Origin of the sequence: Phaeobacter sp. SYSU ZJ3003, from assembly GCF_041300735.1 — a bacterium.
GTDB lineage: Bacteria > Pseudomonadota > Alphaproteobacteria > Rhodobacterales > Rhodobacteraceae > Phycobacter > Phycobacter gallaeciensis_A.
This window is the reverse complement of sequence record NZ_PXNU01000051.1, coordinates 1-20870: the sequence shown is the minus strand read 5'-3', so window position 1 is coordinate 20870 and position 20870 is coordinate 1. Positions and strand designations below refer to the sequence as shown.

Genomic DNA, 20870 nt, shown 5'->3' with positions numbered 1-20870 from the left:
GGAGAACCCAGTGTCCTGGGACAGTAAAGTGCTTTGGACCGAGGGGCTGTTTCTGCAGCCTCATCATTTCCAGCAGGCCGACCGCTATACCGAGGCGCTGGTCGGTGGGCTGGCGCGGCGTCTTGGCCCCTATGCCTGGGGGGTGAACGGGCTTGAGATCGACCACGAAGCGTTGAAGATCGGCCAGTTTGCACTGAAGTCCTGCGAGGGGCTGACCCATGATGGCACGGTGTTCCGGGTGCCTATGGCCGATCCGCATCCGCCCGCGATGGAGGTGCCGTCGACGGTCAAGGACTGCGTCGTCTACCTGACCGTGCCGCAACGCCGTCAGGGCGCTGCCGAGGTGGATCTGTCCGGCGCTGAACGGTCAGCCAGCCGGTTGCGTCCCGACACGCAGGAGGTGACCGATGTCACCAGCGCCGAGCGTAAACCCGTGCCTTTGGATGTGGGCAAGATGCGGCTGCAATTCGCGCTTGAGGTCGATGATCTGGCTGACCTGCTGGCCATCCCTGTGGCCCGGATCATCGAAGTGCGCCCTGATCAGGAGATCGTACTGGATCAGGCCTTCATTCCCTCCTGTCTGGATGTGCGTGCGGCTCCGGCGCTTTCGGGGTTTTTGCGGGAACTCGAAGGGCTTCTCGCGCATCGCATGGAGGCGCTGTCCGGACGTCTGGCCGAAGCCGGTGGCGCCCGCGGGGTGGCGGATGTGTCCGACTTCTTGCTGCTGACGGTGGTGAACCGCACGCTGCCGATGGTGCGCCATCTGCGGCAGATCGAAAACCTGCACCCTGAACGGCTGTTCACACTGCTGACCGGGTTGGCCGGTGAGTTGTCGGTTTTCATGTCTACGGAAAAACAGGCGCCCGAATTCCCCGCCTATACCCATGATAATCTTATGGGCTGTTTCGCACCGGTGATCCGCACCCTGCGGCAGTACCTCAGCTCGGTGCTGGAACAGACCGCGATTTCAATCAAGCTGGAGCCGCGCAAATACGGTATTTCCGTCGGGGTCATCGCGGACCGCAAACTGCTGGGCAATGCCGGGTTTGTCCTGGCGGTCAGCGCCGAGATCCCGGCCGAGGATGTGCGTCGCCACTTTGCCGGTCAGGCCAAGATCGGCCCGGTCGAGGAAATCCGTCAGCTGGTGAACTCCGCGTTGCCGGGGATCACGCTGCGCCCCTTGCCGGTGGCGCCGCGGCAGATCCCCTATCATGCGGGTGTGGTATACTTCGAAATGGATGCCGACAGCCCCTATTGGCGCAAGATGACCACATCCGGTGGCATCGCAGTGCATGTGTCGGGGCAGTATCCGGGGCTCAAGATGGAGCTGTGGGCGATCAGAAACGGGTAGGGCGGTCCGGTACCGGATCGTCATGCGGCGCCCTCAGGGGGGCTGCAGAATTGTACAAGGGTGACAGGGTAAAAAGATATGGGTGATTATGACGATCCCTTTGCCGAGCCGGGTGATACCGACAAGACGGTGATCAAGCCCAATCCGGGCGGGCGGCGCGCGACCGCGCCCATGCCAAGCCCGGAGCCCTCGGTGCCACCGGCCGAGCCGACGGCAGACCCGGATGCCCCACCAGCACCTGAGTCCTACGGGGTTCCGCAGGCCGCCGCCGCTGCGCCAAAAGCATCCCCCGGTAAAGCCTCGCAACTGGCGTTGACCGGGATGAACCAGTTGACGGCCTGTGCCGCGACCTTGTTTGCCCTGATCAGCCGTATCCGGAACCGCGCGCAGCACATGTACCCGGACGCTTTGCGCAAAAGCGTCGTGGCCGAGGTGCGCGCCTTTGAAAACCGCGCCTTGCAGGCGGGTATTCCGGCGCAGACAGTCAAGGTCGCGCGCTACGCTCTTTGCGCGACGCTGGATGATGTGGTGCTGAACACGCCCTGGGGCGGGCAGTCCAGCTGGGGCCTGCAATCCATGGTGGGTACTTTCCACCGCGAAACCGTGGGTGGGGACCGGTTTTACGACCTGCTGGCGCGACTGGAAAAAGAGCCGGGCGCCAATATCGACATGTTGGAGTTCCTCTACATGTGCATGTCGCTGGGATTCGAAGGCCGCCTGCGCGTCGAACAGGGCGGCAGTGAGAAGCTGATGCAGATCCGCGCGGCGCTGGCCCGGATTATCCGCAATCAGCGCGGGCCGCTGGAATGGGATCTGTCGCCACATTGGGAGGGGGTGAAGAAACCCTTCAAGGCGCTGTCGGCCTGGCGTCTGGTCTGGATCGCGCTGGCGGTGACCGGCGCGCTGTTGGTGCTGCAATATGCCGGCCTCAGCTGGGCCCTGTCGAACCAGACCGAGAATGTCTCTGGCCGCCTGGCGACCATCGATTCCGGCCCTGCGGCGCAGCTGGAACGACGCGCGCCCCCACCGCCACCGCCGCCGCCTGCGCCCACGATCGAAGAACAGGTGGCCAAGGTTTCGGGCTTCCTTGATCCCGAGATCAAGGAAGGCATCGTCGAGGTGTTTCAGAAGGGCAATCTGCTGATTATCCGGCTGGCGGGATCCGGCATGTTCGGCTCTGGCTCTGACAAGTTGTCAGATGCCTTCAAAGGGCCGGTCAACCGTCTGGCCGAGTCGCTGAACGATGAAAAGGGCAAGGTTATCGTCGTCGGCCACTCCGACAATATCCCGATCCGCTCTTCCCGGTTTCCGTCAAACATGGCGTTGTCGCTGGCCCGCGCCAAATCGGTGATGGCGGGAATGGCCGACGTGATGACAGATCCTGACCGCCTATCCGCAGAAGGCCGCGCCGACAAGGAACCTATTGCCGACAACGGCACCCGTGAAGGCCGGGCCAAGAACCGCCGGATTGAAATCCTTCTGGTGCAGGAGATTGACGAATGATCCGCCGCTATATTCTGCCGCTGTTCAGATCCCTCTATTTCGTGCTGATCCTGCTGGCGGCCGGTCTGTCGGCCTGCGTGTGGTATTTCGCACCTTTCATCGGCTCGGAGGATTGGCGCCCCTTTGACAGCATCCTGTCGCGCGGCATTACCATCGGCGTGATCTGGGTGGTGATCCTGATGATTATCGGTTTGGTTTTCTGGCGTCGTCGCCGCCGGGATCGCCAGATGACCGAAGACATGGCCGAGGCCACGGAGGTGCCGGAAGAGGACGATGTCCTGGCCGAGGAGATCGGTGAATTGCGCGGCAAGTTCAAACAGGCCATGGCCGAATTGCGCAAGTCCAAGAACGGGCGCCGTCACCTCAGGGATCTGCCCTGGTACGTGATGATCGGCCCGCCCGGCGCCGGTAAGACCACTGCAATTGTCAATTCCGGCCTGCAGTTTCCCCTGGCGGACAAGATGGGCAAGGCCGCGATTGGCGGCGTCGGCGGCACCCGCAATTGCGATTGGTGGTTCACCAATGAGGCGGTGCTGATCGATACCGCCGGACGCTATACCACGCAGGAAAGCGATGCGGATGCGGATAATGCCGCCTGGCTGGGCTTTCTTGGCCTGCTGAAAAAGTACCGCAAACGCCAGCCGATCAACGGGGCGATCATCGCGATTTCCTTGTCAGACCTGTCCCTTCAGGACGAGATCACCCAGAAATCTCACGCCCAGGCCGTGCGCCGCCGCCTGTCCGAGCTGCGCGAGAAACTCGGCGTGCGCTTTCCCGTCTATGTGCTGTTCACCAAGGCTGATCTGATCGCGGGCTTTCAGGAGTATTTCGATGCTCTGGGCAAGGAAGAGCGCGAACAGGTCTGGGGTTTCACCCTGCCGCTGCCCAAGGGCAAGAAAGAGGCTGCCCCGATTGCAGGCTTTGACGAGGAATTTGCAGCCCTTCTGGGGCAATTGAACGCGCAGCTGTTGGAGAAGATGCAGGGCGAAAGCGATCACCAGCGGCGGGCGCTGGTGGCGGGTTTTCCGGGGCAGGTGGCCTCAATGCGCCGGGTGGCCCGCGATTTCCTGACCGAAGTCTTTCAGGATAACCGCTATGATCAGCGTCAGATGCTGCGCGGGGTCTATTTCACCTCGGGCACCCAGGAAGGCACGCCGATCGACCGGCTGATGCTGGGTATGGCGCAGACCTTCGGCATTGGCCGTCAAGCCATCGGAACCGGGCAGGGCAGTGGGCGGTCCTACTTTCTGACCCGCCTGTTCGAAGGGGTAATGTTCCCGGAGGCCGGGCTTGTCTCTGCCGACGACAAGGTTGAGCGCCGTTATCGCTGGACCCGCCGCGCCGCCATCGCCGCCACGGTGATCTTTGCCTCGGTGACCGGGGCGCTTTGGGTGAATTCCTACCTGAAGAACGCCGCCTTGATCGAACAGGCCGCCGGGCAGGCTGCGGCCTATCAGGCGGCCGCGGCCGAACTGCCGCCCAGCCCGGTGGGCGATACCGATCTGGTGCCGGTGGCTGCTGCGCTGAACCTGCTGCGTGACATGCCCGGCAACCCGGTTCTGTCGGATCCGGAGCCGGAGCGCGCCATGACCTATGGTCTTTATCAGGGTGAGGTGATCGGAACAGAGGCGGCGCAGACCTATCGCGCCGCGCTGAACCAGCGGCTGCTGCCCCGTCTTCTGGTCCGGCTGGAAGAGCAGATCAGCGCCAATATGAACAACCCGGATGTTCTCTATGAGGCGCTGAAGATCTACCTGATGCTGGGGCTTCAGGGGCCGATGAATCCCGATTTGGTCAAGGAGTGGATGCAGCTTGACTGGGAATCTGTGGCCTACCCCGGAACGGTGCGGGCGCAGCTGCGGGCGGATCTGATGGATCACCTGACGGCGATGCTGTCCCAGCCGATGACAGAAATCGCGCTGAATGGTCCGCTGGTGGAGCAGGCCCAGAATATCCTGTCGGAAATGCCGCTGGCGCAACGGGTCTACAATGGCATCATCAATTCAAACACTGCCACCAGCCTGCCGAAATGGCGGCTGACCGATATCGGCGGGCCTTCGGTGAAACGAGTGCTGGTGCGCAGCTCCGGCAAGCCGCTGAACGAGGGTGTCGAGGGCATCTTTACCTATGACGGATTTCACAACGTCTTCCTGCCCGAAGCGGTGAGCGTGTCCGAACGTGTCCAGCGCGAAGTCTGGGTGCTGGGTGACCGCGGCGGTGAGCAGATCCAGAGCGAAGCCGCGCTTCTTGCGCTCAGCCGGGATGTGCTCGACCTTTATTACAACGACTATATCACCCGGTATGATCAGGTGCTGGGGGATGTGGACATCGTGCCGCTGGAAAGCCTCAGCCATGCGGTCGAGGTGACCAATGTGCTGTCCGGGCCGACCTCTCCGATCACCAATATCCTGACGGCGGTCAGCCAGGAAACCAGCCTGGCGGAGGACCGCTCGCAACTGAACACGGAATCCCTGGGCGAAGGCGTGTCGCAGGTGGCAGCCATCGAAACCCGGTCAAGCCTGTCTATCCAAGGACAAATCCTGCTTGAGGCACTTGTCAGCTCGGCATCGACCGCCTCGGGCGAGCCGCCAAAGCCACCGGGTGCCTATGTGCAGGACCGATTCCAGTGGCTGCACGATCTGGTGGACCGCCCCGAAGGCCAGCCCTCGCGGCTGGACGACCTCATGGTCTCTCTACAACTGGTCTATCAGGAACTGAACAAGATGTCGTTCAGCGGCGTGACCTCGGGCGAAAGCGGGCAGGCGCTACTGCAATTCCAGCAAACGGCCTCGCGGATCGACGGGCCGGTGCAACGCTGGGCCATGCAGATCTCGACGGGCTCTTCCGGCATTACCTCGGAAGGGACTCGCGCATCGATCAATGCCCGTTGGCAGGCCTCGGTTCTGCCCTTCTGCGAAAAGGCGCTGGACAACCGGTATCCCTTCAACCGGCGCGCCCGTGCCGATGTGGCGATGGTGGATTTTGCAAAACTGTTTGCGCCGGGCGGGCTGATCGACAGTTTCTTTGACGAGAACCTGCTGAAATATGTCGATACCCGCAGCCGTCCGTGGACCTGGAAACGCGTCAATGATGTCGATCTCGGGATCAGTCAGGCGGTGCTGGAACAGATGCAATACGCCGCTGAAATCCGCGATGCCTTCTTTGCCGGGGGTGATACGCCGGTGGTCCAGTTCCAGATCACCCCCAAGGCGCTGGATTCAAAGGCCAAGGAGGTTCTTTTGGAGATCGACGGCACGCAGGTGTCCTATAATCACCGGATGGGACAGCCCACGCCGGTTGCAGTGACCTGGCCGGGGACGGTCGGCCTGGCGCGGATCACCCTTTTGCCGGACAAGCGCAATATTGAAAACGTTCTGTCGCGGGATGGGCCCTGGGCCTGGTTCCGGTTGCTGGACGCCGCCGAGGTACGCCGGACCAACGTCACCGACCGACGGCGGGTGAACTTCCGGGTTGGTGGGCGTCTGGCCCTGTTCGAGCTGCAATCGGGATCGGTCGTCAATCCCTTTGCCCTGCCGGCGATGGCAAAATTCAGCTGCCCGAAGTCGATGTGATGGAGGCAGGGTTCGGAGCCTTCGGCAAGATGCCCTCGGTTGGGGATTTTTTCCGGATCAACATGCCGGGCGGTTTTGTCCGCCTGTGGGATGGCTGGCTGCAGCAGGTGCTGCTGGCCGGGCAAAGCGCCTATGGCACGGCCTTTGATCGCAGCTATATGTCGGCGCCGATCTGGCGGTTTTCATTACCTGCGGGCCTTGCCGGGCCGGAAAAGCTGACGGGGGTTCTGATGCCCTCGGTTGACCGGGTTGGCCGCCGGTTTCCGCTGACACTGGTGGCGCCTCTGGCCACGCCGGGGCCTGCGGCGCTGGATCATTTCACCGACACAAAGCTGTTTGAGCAGCTTGAGGCGATTGCCCTGGATGCATTGGAGGACAGCATGACACAGGACAAATTATCCGCAGCCCTCGGCGCGGTGCAGCCGCCCGCCATGCGCGCGGTGGCGCCGCTGCGCACATCGGGCAACACGCTGGTGCTGACCGGCGCTGGTCAGACGGAGGATCTACCAAACACCGTGGCGGCGGCCCTGCTGGACAGCCGGGCTGCTGATACCAGCATCTGGACTGCGGTTCTGGACAGCGGCCCGCGGATGATGATGTGCCCGGGCCTGCCGCAAGGCGGGGCTGCAATGGGACTGTTCGATCTTACGGCTCCCATCTGGCGGGAGGCCCGGCCGCTATGAATCCGATGCACCCCTATCGCTATGCCGTTCAGACCCATGTCGGCCTGCAACGCAAGGTCAACGAAGACGCGGTGCTGGCGCTGCCGGACCATGACATCTGGCTGGTTGCAGATGGGATGGGGGGCCATGATGCCGGCGATTATGCCAGCCGCCTGATCGCGGACTCCGCCGCGATGATCCCCGGTGGGCTGGACCCGGCGGCCAAGATGCACGCGTTGCGCGATGCCTTGCAAGGCGCCCACCGCGCCATCCAGGCCGAAGCGACGGCGCGGGGCGGCGGCACCATTGGCGCAACCGTTGCCGCCCTGATCATGGCACAGGGCCATTTCGCCGGTATCTGGGCCGGCGACAGCCGTATCTACCGGCTCCATGGCGGGCAGATCGACATGCTGACGGCGGATCATTCCGTGGTCGCCGAATATGTCCTCTCCGGCAAGATGAGCTGGGATGAGGCAGACCAGCATCCGCAATCCAATGCCATCACCCGCGCGGTTGGGGTCGGGGAGGATCTGGAACTCGACAAGGTGCGCGGCACCGCTGAAAGCGGCGACAGGTTCCTGATCTGCTCGGATGGGCTGACGAAATATGCCACCTTCTCCATGCTGGAGGATATTCTGTCGAGCACGCCCTTGGAAACCGTCGCCGAGCGGCTGGTGCAGGTCGCACTGACCGGGGGCGGGGCTGACAATATCTCGGTGATCGTCGTCGACGTGCTCTGACGGGCGCCGGTCCGACAGGCCGCAATCAGGGGCGGGCTGTCACCAATATACGGCTGTCCAGCGACAGGATCCGGCTCGCATCCTCTGCCGCGCTTTGCTGCAGCGCTTCGGCAAAACCAACCGCGCTTTCCGATGTGGGACGCATGCCCGCGAACAGCGGTTCCGAGGAATGCAGGACCAGAATACGGCTTTTGCCCAGGGTGCTATCATCCACCTTGAACGCCAGCCCGCCGGTTTCTGCTGCATTCTGCAAATCAAAGGCGACGCGCACGGAAAACGGCCCGATCTCACCATCTCTTAGGTCCGCAATCGCATTCTCGGGACGTCCGATATTGGGCAGCAGATGAAAGACGTTGCCAGAAACATCCAGGATTGAAACGGTCAGAAAGCCGTCGGTCATGTCTTCCGGCAGGATCACGTCTATGACCGGATTTTCCCCGACGAAGAACCGCCCCGATGGGTTCGGCGTGCCTTCCCCGCCAAGAGTATAGCTGACCTTTGCCCCGCCCGCAGGCGCCTTGGGCAGGCGTTGCTCTACAACGCAGAGGGCGGGGTTCAGCACTTCGGCGTCCAGAACCACCTTGCGATCACCCGCGATGGCGCGCAACGCATCGAACAGGGCAACCCGGGTTGATGTTTCCGCCAGCCGCCCGGTGATCAGGATGGAATCCTCGGGCGCAAAGCCGCCGGTTCCATCTGTGCCGGACAGTTGCAACGGGCCGCAGTCCTGATGATCAGCGATCACCGACAGGACCTCTTCCCGCGCCAGAACAGGCAGTTTGAAAACGATATCGACCGCGCCGTCCAGTGCTCCCGGCAGCCCATCTGCAAACCGCGCGTTCAACGACGCCGCCAGTTCGGCATCCTGCGTCACGCCGCTCAGTCTGCCTTGATTGTTGCTGACGGCAAGGCGCCATTCACCGAGTTGATCCAGCGGCGCAATGGTTGCCAGTACATCGTCGCCCCAGCTGTCGGCGATTGCCCCCGACGCCAGCGAGACATCCGTGGTTTCAACCATGTCCTGCAGCGCAGTGAGGCTCGCCTCAGACGGCATGTTCCCAGTTGCCCGGGCCGGGGCGCCTGCAGATTTTTCAATAATCAGCGTGAAAGGTTCGGCAACCGGCAGGGATGGTCCAGTGAGATTGCCAAACAGCCCGGCGAAATAGCCGCCAACGCCCAGACCCAGCACCCCCAGAAGCAGGATAACCGCCACGAGGCCACCGCGTCCTTTTGCCGGTTTTTCGTCCACCGGAGGCGTCGAGGGCGCAGGTTTTGCTGTTGGCGCGGCCGTCTTGGGAACAATGATCGTGGCTTCTTCCGCCGGGGGGGGAGCGTCGGCCTTGGGCGGCGTATCAGCAGGGCGGGGGTCCGGGTCATCGATATAGGCCAGAACCTCAGCTGCGTTTTGAAACCGGTCCGCAGGATCCGGCGCGCACATGCGGTCGATCAGCCCCTTCAGGGGTTCGGGCACACCCGAGGTATCCAGCGGCTTCTGCTTGTTTTCCACCACTTCCATGGGGTTTGCGCCCAGCGACGGCGGCGCGCCGCGAAAATTCGCCAGCAGCAAGGCGCCAAGCGAGTAGATATCCGACCGGGCGTCGGTTTGCCCGCTCATCTGCTCGGGCGCGGCATAAGAATATTTGCCGGCGAATTCATTACCGACAATCGTCTGGGCACCTGGGTTGGTATCCTTGGCTATGCCGAAATCGATGATCACGGCCTCGGCCGGATCACCGCCGCGCAGGATGATATTGTCCGGGCTCAGATCCCGGTGCACGATCTTGCGTGCATGGGCGGCCTGCAGACCCTGCGCCACGCGTTTGCAGATGATCATCAGATCATCGGCAGACATCGGTCCCTGTTTCAGCTTCCGATCCAGCCCCGGCCCGTCGACGTAATCCATCAGCAGGTAGATATGCCCATCCGGGGTGCGGTGATTTTCCGAATAGCGCACCACCGCGTCATGGCGGATTTCGCGGATGTTTTCCTCGCGGGCCATCAGGACCTGAAAGTCCTCGTTGGCAGAGAGTTCCTGTTTGAGAACCTTGATCGCCACCAGATTGCCGGAGATTTCCGAGCGCGCCTTGTAGACATCCGAAGTGCCACCGCGACCCAGCAGCATCTCGATCCGGTAGGTGTTGTTCAGCAGATCACCGGGTTGGAAAATATCACCGGGGCGGGATTCGATCATCTGTCATGTCCCGCCTTATACCCGCCCGAAGCGACGTTCATCCCTCAGCCCAGAGCCTGGAACTCGACACGGCGGTTTTCATCGGCCCGCGGATCGTTTTCATCAAAGGGCGCGGTTTCCCCCATGCCGATCGCTTTCAGCATGTCCTCGGGAATGCCGCAGGAGCCGATCAGATGGCGCCGAACTTCCTGCGCCCGCAGCAGAGACAGGCGTTCATTGTATTCGGCCGAGCCCGAACTGTCGGTGTGACCAATGATCTGGAACACGGTTCCCTGCATCAGCTTCATCGACTCGCACATATTGGCCAGCTTCGGCTCCTGATCCGCGCGCAGGGCTGCACTGTCGAAATCAAAGGAAATCTGGACGTTGATCTGCGATTGCCGCTCAACCGGGTTATATTCTTCCGCAGCAGCGGCAACGGTGGCCGTTTCCGCAGTGTCGTCGCTCTGCGCCGCAGAGGACGTCGCCGCGTTCGGCACGATGACCAGACCGCGGGTTTTTTGCTTCTTGAAGGCTTGGGTGATTTCTTCGACCGAGGGCCCTTCATCGGCAGACTGGGCCATAGCGTCAGGCGCCTGCAACACACCCAAACTCAGAATACAGGCAGAAATAATGCGAAACCGGACCATAACCTGTCCCTTACGTTGAAAACATATACTGAATAAAAGCCTATACCACACTTGTTGATCTGCCAATGGGCGGCCGCCAACAGCGCTGCAAAAACCCCTAAACTCTGCCCTATCCGCGACGGATGGAATTGAGGGCTTTACGAAGGCTGGCTCAGGGCATTCAATAGGGGCGTAGTATGTTGAGGGTTCTATGCGCGTCGTTTCGGCAGTTATCATCGCGACAGGCATCGTTCTGGCGCCCGTTGTCTGGTTCGGCCTGAGCTGGCTCATGTCTGATGAAGACTATGCAGGCGGGGCCGTCGATTCCACGGCGCGGATCGAACTGGAAATGCTCCGTCAGCAGATCGAGGATCTGCAACTCCGGATGAGTGACCTTCAGACAGAGATTGCGCGCCTGCCCGCGGGAGGAGCAGGCTCCAACGCCCCTTTTCTCCCGGACGCTGACGGCGAACGTCAGATCTGGGAGCAGACCGAAGGCACAGACCTTGATTATGCGCAGGTGGTGCTGATCGCAGACCGGTTGAATGTAAACCGGGGCCTGAACGTGGCCGGGGGCAGGTATCTGTCCGAAAAACTGGGGCGCCCGCGTGAGGATCTGAGCGACAGCTGCCAGCCCATGACCAACCCGGATTTGAAGGAAAAACTCGTAACCGAGCAGGTTGGTCCGATCCGTGTCAGCATGTTGCAGCCCGCGATCGAGAGCCTGCGGATCGTGTTCGAAAACATCCGCAGCGTCGACCCCGACCTCTATTCCCGGATCAACACCGCCGGCGCCCTTTGCGTGCGGCGGATCCGCGGCACGGTGAATTCCCTGTCGACGCACAGCTACGGGCTGGCGGTGGATCTCAATATCGACGGCAAGCTGGATAATTTCACCGATGGCAAAACGCAGCTGGGGCTGACGATCATGGCCGATTTCTTCTTTGATGAAGGCTGGGTCTGGGGGGCTGGTTTTGGCCGCGAAGACAGCATGCATTTCGAAATCAGCCGCCGCCAGTTGGACACATGGATCGCGGAGGGGCGACTGTAATCAGCCCCGACGGCATCACAGTGAGCGTAGCAGGACCTTGTTGGAGCCAAGCGCCGCAGCGATTTGCTGGTATTGCACAGCTCGGGCGGTCGATTGGGCGGCGGATCTGAGCAGGATCGTCTCCGCCTCCTCAAGCGCAGAAACGGCTGCGGCAGCCGCCTGCCGCTTGCGGGTGGATGCCACCGCCACCAGCGGGCGGGAGGATTTCGTATTGGCATCCGAGTGTTGCACCACTGCGCGCGGGGCCTGCGGATCGCGGTTATCACGCGCGATCTTGCGCAGATTGGCAGCCGTCTCACCTATGGTTTTGCGCGCGTCCTGATACCCGGACAGACCGGACATGCCCTCAGCCAGCTGTTCCATGCGTTCTGCCATGCAATCGACAAGATAGGCCCCGCTGCTGCTGCAGAACTCGGGAATGGCATTCAGCCGCATAACCACTTGCTGCGGCGTCGCAACACGGTTTGCCACCGACAGGCCCGGACTGGTTGTACCCTCACCACCGTAGCTACCCTCACTGCCACCATAGGTGCCTTCGCCTGTGCCCCCGGTTTCCTGCGCCGTAACCGGGCCGACCAGAACAAGCGTCAGGATAACCAGATATCGCAGTACCCGCATGACGTCCTCCCGCTTCCGTTGATTACCCGTCCAACCCATAGGCCCGCCGGATGCCGCGCTGCGTGCCGGGACCGAAATCCCCATCGATCGAGCCTTGGTAAAAATCATTATCTTTCAGCTTGGCCTGCAAAGCCTTGCGCGTTTGATCGGTGAACATCGTCGGCCGCTCGCTGAGCAGTTTCAGAACATCCGAACTGCCGGACCGCAAAGCCGCGTAAAGATACTGCGCCGCATCTTCGGGGTCCTTGTTGGGGATCAGACCGTCATCGATCAGGGCTGCAAAATTGAACTGGGCCTGCGGATGACGCAGATCCGCGGCCCGCTCAAAGAAGGTCAGGGCCTTTTGCGGATTGGCCGGCAGACCCAGCCCGCCCTGATAATGCAGGAACCCAAGATCATTGATCGCATCGGCAAAATTCTGATCCGCCGCCGCCCGGTAAAGCGCCAAAGCCTTGGCCGGATCCGGTTCAACACCCGTGCCTCGCTCGTACAGCTTTGCCAGTTCAAACTGCGCTTCGGGAGATCCCGCATCCGCAGCCCGCTGCAAAAATTCAATCGCGGCGGCAGGATCAAACCGGTCCTGGTTTGGGTTGAGCCGGATATAGGCCAGCCCCAGCATCGACCGGGTGTCTCCAAGCTCGGCAAGGGCGAGAAGCTGTTCCTCCTGATCCGGTTTCAGCGCCGCCCAGGCATCCGTGCTACCCGCGCTCTCATTTCCGCCAGCCAGATAGAAGGGCACCCCGGTAAGTGAACCATAGGTATGTGGTTCCTGCAGGTTTCCGGTTTTCTGAAGCACAAGATCGCGGACCTGCCGAAACATCAGGCTGATCTCCAGACCGGGCTGAACCATCTTTTCCATCAGCGCCAGCGCATAGGGGCTGTTCTCTCCCCGGCCATCCAGCGCGACCTGTCCATCCTTGGCGGCAAAGGCCACCAGCGTTCCGCGATCCGGGTTTGCAGGGGCCAGACCTGCACGTTCGGGTGCCGTCGATGCATTCGTTGTTTCCGAAGTGTCTCCTGCCAATGCATCGCCAAGGGGGTTATCGCGGCAGCTGTCCAGGATCACGATGCGCATCTTTCGCGCCTTCTCAACAGCCTCCAACAGCTGCTTCAGCGAGGCGGACTGGCGCTCTACATCCCTGTTGCTTTGCACCTGAACATCAACCGGGATCAGGAAATTCTCACCCTGCACCTCGACCCCGTGACCGGCAAAATAGATCAGGGCCAGATCGGCAACCTCGGCGCGGAAAGCAAAGCCTTCGAGCATGCGGGTCATGTCTTCGGCACCGACGTCGATGCCAAGGGTCACGTCAAACCCGATCCCTTCCAGTGTTTCCGCCATCCGCAGGGCATCGTTGCGGGTGTTGTCCAGCTTTGGCAGATACTGGTAATCAGCCATCCCCAAGACCAGCGCCGCACGATCAGTCGCGGCCACGCTCGCCACAGGCAGCATTATGGTGGCCAATGTCAAAAGTATTCGAAACACAAAGCTCATGATCGCACCGGGCAAAACTGATTACACATCTTAAGTGTAGCCGTTGCAGACGGTGAAGCAAACGATCAATCCGGAGCCTGCGCGATCTTCGTCCTGATGGATCATATTATCGCGCGGCTCAAACGGGAAACGCCGCCTGGGGCAGGCGGCGTCTTTGTTGTTCAGGCGTTTTGCAAACCGCCGGGAGAGAGTAGTCTTTCCCGCAGACGTTCCAGGGTGACCCCTTTGGCGGCAGCAGGCAGATCGGCCGGTCCGGATTTTTCCACCTGGTCCTGGACGCGCTCATAGAATCCCGACAGCCCGGCGAGTGTCTGGATTACCAGATCGAAATCCTGCAATGCACGCAGTTCCGCACTGGTAGGGCGGGTACCACGTTCCATGACCGTGAGAGCAACATCCTCCAGCTCTTGAATTTTGACTTTCAGCTGGTGCATTTCCCAAGATGAAATGGTGCAGAGATCTTTCAGGGCTTTGTCAGGATGGTCCATATCAGAGCCGCCCAACCACTTGTTCGATCGCCTGCTTCATCGTTGCAACCGTGAAGGGTTTGCGGATGATGTTGTTCAGGCCGAGTTTCTTGCCGACCTCGATGATCTCAGGAGTCGGTTTGCCCGTCACCAGGATAAACCCGACACGCTGGGTCACCTGATGGCCACGGACCGCTTGCAGCAGGCCAAGACCATCCATGCCGGGCATGTTGTAGTCGGACAAGACCAAGTGCACCGGAGTCTTCGTGATCTTCTGGAACGCGGATTGTCCGTTGTTTTCCACCATGTAGTTCTTGACGCCAAGCTCATCCAAGCATTGCGTCAGAATCCCGCGGCTCGTTGACATGTCGTCCACGACCATGACGCGAAGAGAGTCTTTCAAGCTCATTTGTTTTCCTCGTGTTTCTTCATACTGCTCAGACTATCGGGCATCCCCACCCGATGGTGTGTGAATGTAGGTGGTTATTCCTGCCGTTTTCATATGTTGGGCAGCCGGTCCGGACATTCGTTCGGAATGTCCGATAAACAGGTAGCCTCCGGGAACTAGTGATCGCTGAAACGCCTGCCAGACCTTTTGCTGCGTTGCTGTATCAAAGTAGATGGCCACATTCCGACAGAAAATCGCATCGAATTTTCCCTTAAACGGAAAGGGTTCAATAAGATTCAGCACACCAAGTGTCACCATCGACCGGATGCTTTCAGGTAGACGGCCATCAGCATCAAGTTTTGGCAGGTATTTGCGGTATTCCGCAGGGATCTGCGCAATCTCGTCCGCCGGATATTTGGCAGCCGTTGCCGTTTGCACGACAACCGGATCGATATCAGTGCCCAGGATCTTGAAATCCAGACGGTTCACCTCCGGACACATGTCCTGGATGATCATCGCCAGCGTGTAGGGCTCCTGTCCGTTGGAACATCCTGCCGACCAGATGCGCACCCGTCCGCCTTCTCGTGCCTTCTTGATGAGGTCCGGAAGAACGTCTTTGCGCATCGTTTCAAAATGATGCGGTTCCCGGAAGAACTGCGTCACATTGGTGGTCAGCAGAGACAGCAGGTTGCTGCGCTCCTTGTCGGAATTCGGCCCATTCAGGCGTGCAAGATAATCCTTGAAGTTCAAGACGTTCTGCTTTCGCAGACGACGAGCCAGGCGGGCCGAAACCAGAGGTTTCTTGCTGCTCGACATCGCCAACCCAAAATGCTTGTAGGCGAACTGGGCGATGGCTTCGAAATCCTGATCTGTCAGGGTGAAACCATCTGCCTTGGACTCTATGGGACTTCTTGCGTTCACATCAGCACCTGTTCCGGAACGGAGATAACCGCATCCAAGTTGATGATCCGGACCATGGTGTCATCATGCGAGATGATGCCTTGGATATATTCCATGGTGAATCGGCTATCGACCGGCGGCGTGTCCTGAATATCATCGGGGTTGATCGAGATGATTTCCGAAACGGATTCCGCCAGCAGGCCAACCGGCTTGCCACCGACCGCCACGACGATCACCACGTTACGCTCACTGGCCTCGGTCTGCTCAAGACCGAACCGCGCCGACAGATCATAGATCGGGATCACCGCACCGCGCAGGTTCATGACACCCAGCACGTCCGACGGCGCGTGCGGCAGGATTGTCACCGGCGACCAACGACGGATCTCACGGATCTGGGTGATTTTGAGACAGAAAGCCTGCCCCGCCACAGTGAAGCTCACGAACTCACTGAACTGGGCGTGCTTTACTTCCTGATCGCCAGGCTTGGCTTCAACTTGCGACTGCATTGTTCATTCTCCGATCTGTGTCAAAGGCGGCTGCTGATGGCGAGGCCGCGATAATGCTTTCCGGATCCAGGATCATGGCAATCTTGCCATCTCCGAGAATGGTGGCAGCAGCCACCCCGGCAATCTCCCCACAGACTCCATCCAGGCTCTTGATGACCACCTGCCGCTGGTCGTGGATATCGTCCACCGCCAGGGCGCTGCGCTGTCCCGTTTCCGTTTCAACCAGGAGATAGACTCCGGGCGGTTGGTCATCCTGCTTGCTCAGCCCAAGGGCGCTAGCAACGTCGCAGATCGGGACGAAGTTCCCACGGATCGACAGCAATGTGCCATCGGCGCCAAGGTTGTTGATCATCTCGTCGCTGCCGCGCATCGTCTCGACGATTGAGGTGATCGGAACCACCATCGTCTGATCCGCAACCGAGACCACCATGCCGTCCATCACCGCCAAGGTCAGCGGCAGGATGATGGTAAAGGTCGAGCCTTTGCCCGGGGTCGAGGTGATGTTGATCCGGCCACCGAGACCGGTCACTGCGTTCTTGACCACATCCATCCCGACGCCACGACCAGACAGGTTTGAAACCTCTTTGGCAGTTGAGAAACCCGGCAGGAACAGAAGGTTGTCAATCTCGCTATCGGTCAGCTCTGCGTTCTCAGGGATCAGGCCCTTGTCGATCGCGATCTGCTTCACACGGGGGCGGTTGACGCCGGCACCGTCGTCCTTGATTTCGATGCAGACACTGCCAGACCGGTGCGACGCCGACAGACGGATTTCGCCAACCCTGTCCTTGCCATTTTCTGCGCGGTCCTCCGGCTTCTCGATCCCGTGATCCACCGCATTGCGCAGAATATGCGTCAGCGGGTCGGACAGGCGTTCGATAACCGTCTTGTCGACTTCGGTGTTTTCGCCCTCGGTGACAAGTTTGCAGGTTTTGTCAGTGGCGCTGGAAGCCTCCCGCACAATCCGGGCCATACGCTGAAACAGCGGCTTGACCGGCTGTGCACGGATCGACATCACGCCTTCCTGGATGTCCCGCGCCAGGTTCTTAAACCCTTCCAGCTCGGTCTCCACATCACGCACGTCCGCAACATCAAGATTGGCAATCTGCTGCGCCAGCATCGAGTGGTTGATGATCAGCTCGCCGACCGCGTTGATAAGCCGGTCCACCCGCTCAAGCTCCACACGCAGAGTCGGCTTGGGACCCCGCTGCTCCGATTTCGCGGCCTCGGCCTTTGGAGATGGTGCCTTGTCACCCGCAGGCGCAGAGTCCGCCTCCGGTGTCAGAGCAGGGGCCGGCTGTTCAAAAGGGGCAGGCGTCGTCTCCCCGTCCTCAATGGACGGAGCCACACCGAATGCAGCATCCAGCGCAGCAAGGGCCTGCGCATCCGCTTCGGCGTCACCATCGCCTTCGATCGACAGCTCGCACAGACCTTCGACGAATTCGAAAACGGCTTCCACCTTGTCGCGCGGCTCCGAGGTGATCAGAACCAAATCCCAAGCGATATAGCTTTCGGCGACGTCGATGGCGTCAAAACCGGGCAATTCAGTGTCGTCCAGCTTGACCTCGAGCTCGCCAAGTTCCTTGAGTGCCTGGAACAGGAAGATGGGCTCGTTGCCGGTGCCGTACATTTCCTTCATGGGATGGAAACGGATCCGGTAGGTTTCTTCCTGAGGCACCACGGGAAGATCGATCGCTGCAGGCGCGAAACCTGCGCCGCCCAGGCCCATCGGCTCGAACGTCAGATCTTCTTCCTCTTCGGGAATATATTCGTCCAGCGCCGCGATCAGCACGTTGTGATGCGCTTCGTCGGTTTCGCCGCCATCCCGCGCCGTCGCCACCAGATCACACAGATGGTCACTGGCGCGCAGCAGAAGCTGAACAAGCTTTTCGCCCAGCTCCAGACGATTGGTTCGCACCTCGTCGAAAACGGTTTCGAACCTGTGGGCAAAGGCCACCAGTTCATCCAAGCCAAACGCCCCGGCGCCACCCTTGATCGAGTGAACAGCGCGGAAAACGGCGTTGACCACCTCTGGATCGCGATCGCCACCTTCGATGGCGGTCAGACCCTCATCCGTCGCTTCAAGGAGCTCTTCGCACTCCTCAAAGAAGGTATCCTGAATCGACCCTGACATCTTACGCCGCAGCTCCGGTGACGCGCTTGAGCGCAAAAATCAAAGACGTGTCATCGAAGGGCTTGGTAATCCAACCGGTTGCACCCGCATTGCGTGCACGGGTTTTCATTTCCGCGGCACTCTCGGTGGTCAGAACAAGAATCGGCACCTTCGAATTGATACCGTCGCCCCGGAGTTCTTCGATGACACCGAAGCCGTCCAGATTGGGCATGTTGATATCGGTAATCACCACATCCGGCGCGACGTCGGGATACATATCCACGCCTTCACGGCCATCGACCGCGCAGTGATATTCAAAGCCGGCTTCTTCCAGCGTGGCAGCAAGCAGATTCCGAATCGTGCGGGAATCATCAATTGCAAGGACTTTGGTTTTCATGCTGTTTCCTCGTCTTCAAAGCGGTTGGACTCTAAACCCAAAAGCGACAGAGACTTTCGGCACGATTCACTGATGTTTGTGACCGCAAATCCCAATTCTTCGGAACGCCACTGCTGCTCCGCACTCATCAGAATCTGAAGGCATCGCGAGGGCATCGCCACAACCTTGGAGCAGTCGATTTCTACCGCAGAGGTGCGCGCTCCGCGCAGGAATGCAATCAGCGGATCAAGGTCCGAAAATGCATTCGGAAGGTCTAATAGGTGTTTTTGCGTTTCCGTGGTCATCTTCCGCGATTCGCACCCCCGTTGTTCGGTCACATGTTAGAGTTCGATAGGGTCATTCTTAGGCTCGGGGGTTTAATAATTGATTGCCGCAAAGGCACCGCAACACCCTTTTGCCAGCCCTCAAGCCCTCCGGGGAACGCCGTTTTGCGGACAATTTTACATGCCCGATTCTTCGTTGCGATGAGGAGAGCCGCTGCGGCCACACAGTTAGAATCCCTATACGCGCGACAGCGGCAGCATTTCCCGACGCTGCGACCAGAAGGCTTTTTAAAATTCGAACGAATGCCGGAAATTTAAGCCGCAAATTAACCCCCGCCGGGCATTCATTTCATTGGACAGGGCCGATCCGGGCCTTGGTTTGCAAAGCGTAAGCAAGAAGGCCTTTGGAACAGTGAAAATCGCACACAAGCTCCCGCTATTCGTCGTCGCATTCGGTGCAGTCATGGCTGCGATCGTGGTTTCGATCAGCACGATCACGTCGCAGAACAGCGCAAGGACCCAGGCCCAAGAGCATTTCGAATCTCTGGTCGCCAGCCGCAAGGCAGCGGTCGAATCCCTGATGCGGGGTATTACGGCTGATCTTCTGACACTCGCGGCCGTGCCCTCCACCGGGACCGCGCTGCAACGCTTGTCCGGCGCATGGACCAATCTTGGCGATGAGGCTGCCCAGACCGTGCGTGATGCCTATATCACCAACAACCCCAATCCTCTGGGGGAACGCCATCTGCTCGATCGCGGCAAGCAGACAATTCCGTACAACATTCACCACGCCAAATTTCACCCGGCCTTCCGCACCCTGCTGACCAGTAAAGGGTACTACGACGCCTTTCTGGTGAACCTGTCCGGCAACGTACTTTATTCGGTCTACAAAGAAGACGATTACGCGACCAATCTTTATGATGGTCCGTACAAAGATTCGGGGCTTGCGCAGCTATTCCGCAGAACTGCGGATGCGCAGCCCGGAGAAGTGTTGTTTTCCGATTTCGCGCCTTATGAGCCAAGCCAGGGCAAACCGGCCGCCTTTGTCGCCACACAGATCGTCGCCAATACCGGCCAGACCGTCGGAATCCTGGTTCTGCAGATGCCGGTGAGCATGATCAGCGCCATCATGAACGAGGCCCGGGGCATCGGGGAGACAGCCGATGCCTATCTGGTAGCCTCTGACCTGCTGGCACGGTCGTCTTCACGATTCGAGGGCGGCCATATGCTGCTGGATCCGATTGCAGAGCAGGAACACATTACCTCTGCTCTCAATGGTGAAAGCAAGTTCTATCCCTCGACGACTGGCCTGAACGGACGGGAAGTCAGCGCCTTCTCCGAACCAATCGCTCTGGCAGGCAAGGAAATGGCAATCGTGATCGAACAGGACCGCGCTGAACTCATGGCGCACGTGAACAGTGCACGTAACTTCCTGCTTCTGGTGTCACTGGCCTGTACGGCAGGGATGTCTCTGCTGGGTTGGCTTTACGCCCGGACGATTACACGGCCGCTGGACCGCATCAGCAGCAATATGGAATCGGTGGCTTCCGGCAATCTGGAAACTGAGGTCAGCGAAGCCAAGCGTGTCGATGAAATCGGGCAGATTGGCAAGACGCTGGTCTCCATGCAGGATGACCTGCGGCACGCACGCACCGCGCAGGAAGAGCGCGCCCAGCAGCAGCAGGAACAGCAACGGGTGGTAGAGACCCTAAGTTCCGGTCTACTACGGCTGGCCCAAGGTGATTTCTCTGAAAAAATCACCGAACCCTTCACCGGCGAGCATGAACAACTGCGGTCCGATTTCAATAAAACCGTCGAAAACCTCAGCGATACGGTGTCGAAAGTGGTGGAATCCGCTTCCAGCATTCGCAACGGCGCGGCTGAGATCAGCCAGTCCTCGGATGATCTGTCGCACCGCACCGAAAGCCAGGCCGCAACGCTCGAAGAAACCGCTGCTGCGCTGGATGAGTTGACCGCATCGGTCAAATCCGCTGCCGAAGGCGCACGTAGCGTCGAAAACATCATGGATGAGGCCAAGCAGGAAGCCG

Annotated in this window: 18 protein-coding genes; 7 read left to right on the top strand and 11 right to left on the bottom strand. The window is 60.1% G+C overall.

Annotated elements, in window-relative coordinates:
- Positions 1–10 precede the first annotated feature (10 nt).
- The 5 genes from tssK (at position 11) to C6W91_RS17080 (ending at position 7828) form a co-directional block, all read left to right on the top strand.
- Entirely contained in the window at positions 11–1351 is a 1341-nt protein-coding gene (gene tssK / locus C6W91_RS17100) for a type VI secretion system baseplate subunit TssK (RefSeq protein ID WP_274839919.1), read from the top strand.
- Positions 1352–1429: 78 nt separating this feature from the next.
- Positions 1430–2854 carry a type IVB secretion system protein IcmH/DotU gene (gene icmH / locus C6W91_RS17095; protein ID WP_370571178.1) on the top strand — a complete coding sequence of 475 codons (1425 nt, stop codon included), beginning with the start codon at positions 1430–1432 and terminating at the stop codon, positions 2852–2854.
- Positions 2851–6426 carry a type VI secretion system membrane subunit TssM gene (gene tssM, locus C6W91_RS17090; RefSeq protein ID WP_274839917.1) on the top strand — a complete coding sequence of 1192 codons (3576 nt, stop codon included), beginning with the start codon at positions 2851–2853 and terminating at the stop codon, positions 6424–6426. Before icmH ends, tssM begins: the two co-directional genes overlap by 4 nt.
- The gene (gene tagF / locus C6W91_RS17085) at positions 6426–7109 is read left to right on the top strand and encodes a type VI secretion system-associated protein TagF (protein WP_274839916.1); all 684 of its coding nucleotides are present in this window, start codon (positions 6426–6428) and stop codon (positions 7107–7109) included. The genes tssM and tagF overlap by 1 nt, the downstream gene beginning before the upstream one ends.
- Positions 7106–7828 carry a PP2C family serine/threonine-protein phosphatase gene (locus tag C6W91_RS17080; protein ID WP_274839915.1) on the top strand — a complete coding sequence of 241 codons (723 nt, stop codon included), beginning with the start codon at positions 7106–7108 and terminating at the stop codon, positions 7826–7828. Before tagF ends, C6W91_RS17080 begins: the two co-directional genes overlap by 4 nt.
- 25 nt (positions 7829–7853) lie before the next feature.
- Here C6W91_RS17080 and C6W91_RS17075 read toward each other — a convergent pair whose 3' ends face one another.
- On the bottom strand, positions 7854–10019 hold the full coding sequence (locus C6W91_RS17075) for a serine/threonine-protein kinase (RefSeq protein WP_274839914.1): 2166 nt from the start codon (positions 10017–10019) through the stop codon (positions 7854–7856).
- Between the two features lie 44 nt (positions 10020–10063).
- The gene (locus tag C6W91_RS17070) at positions 10064–10582 is read right to left on the bottom strand and encodes an OmpA family protein (protein WP_274839913.1); all 519 of its coding nucleotides are present in this window, start codon (positions 10580–10582) and stop codon (positions 10064–10066) included.
- Between the two features lie 256 nt (positions 10583–10838).
- Here C6W91_RS17070 and C6W91_RS17065 point away from each other — a divergent pair, with 256 nt between their 5' ends.
- Positions 10839–11678: a M15 family metallopeptidase gene (locus C6W91_RS17065; protein WP_274834032.1), complete on the top strand. Its 840-nt coding sequence runs from the start codon at positions 10839–10841 to the stop codon at positions 11676–11678.
- Between the two features lie 15 nt (positions 11679–11693).
- On the opposite strand, the gene C6W91_RS17060 is transcribed toward C6W91_RS17065, so the two are convergent.
- From C6W91_RS17060 to C6W91_RS17020, 9 genes are all read right to left on the bottom strand, one after another.
- Entirely contained in the window at positions 11694–12296 is a 603-nt protein-coding gene (locus tag C6W91_RS17060) for a hypothetical protein (protein WP_274834034.1), read from the bottom strand.
- 22 nt (positions 12297–12318) lie between these two features.
- A complete protein-coding gene (locus C6W91_RS17055; protein ID WP_274839911.1) occupies positions 12319–13791 on the bottom strand; it encodes a caspase family protein in 1473 nt (490 codons plus the stop codon).
- Between the two features lie 161 nt (positions 13792–13952).
- A complete protein-coding gene (locus C6W91_RS17050) occupies positions 13953–14279 on the bottom strand; it encodes a hypothetical protein (protein WP_274830705.1) in 327 nt (108 codons plus the stop codon).
- 1 nt (position 14280) lies between these two features.
- Positions 14281–14667, bottom strand: coding sequence for a response regulator (locus C6W91_RS17045; protein WP_274830704.1), 387 nt, complete (start codon positions 14665–14667; stop codon positions 14281–14283).
- 33 nt (positions 14668–14700) lie between these two features.
- Positions 14701–15567: a protein-glutamate O-methyltransferase CheR gene (locus tag C6W91_RS17040; RefSeq protein ID WP_274830703.1), complete on the bottom strand. Its 867-nt coding sequence runs from the start codon at positions 15565–15567 to the stop codon at positions 14701–14703.
- Positions 15564–16052: a chemotaxis protein CheW gene (locus C6W91_RS17035; protein ID WP_274830702.1), complete on the bottom strand. Its 489-nt coding sequence runs from the start codon at positions 16050–16052 to the stop codon at positions 15564–15566. Before C6W91_RS17035 ends, C6W91_RS17040 begins: the two co-directional genes overlap by 4 nt.
- A complete protein-coding gene (locus tag C6W91_RS17030) occupies positions 16036–18183 on the bottom strand; it encodes a chemotaxis protein CheA (protein ID WP_274837468.1) in 2148 nt (715 codons plus the stop codon). The genes C6W91_RS17035 and C6W91_RS17030 overlap by 17 nt, the downstream gene beginning before the upstream one ends.
- Position 18184: 1 nt before the next feature.
- Positions 18185–18559, bottom strand: coding sequence for a response regulator (locus C6W91_RS17025; protein ID WP_274830700.1), 375 nt, complete (start codon positions 18557–18559; stop codon positions 18185–18187).
- Positions 18556–18843, bottom strand: coding sequence for an STAS domain-containing protein (locus C6W91_RS17020; RefSeq protein WP_274839910.1), 288 nt, complete (start codon positions 18841–18843; stop codon positions 18556–18558). Before C6W91_RS17020 ends, C6W91_RS17025 begins: the two co-directional genes overlap by 4 nt.
- A 442-nt stretch (positions 18844–19285) precedes the next feature.
- Here C6W91_RS17020 and C6W91_RS17015 point away from each other — a divergent pair.
- A partial coding sequence (locus C6W91_RS17015; RefSeq protein WP_370571177.1) for a HAMP domain-containing protein occupies positions 19286–20870 on the top strand: 1585 nt, incomplete at its 3' end.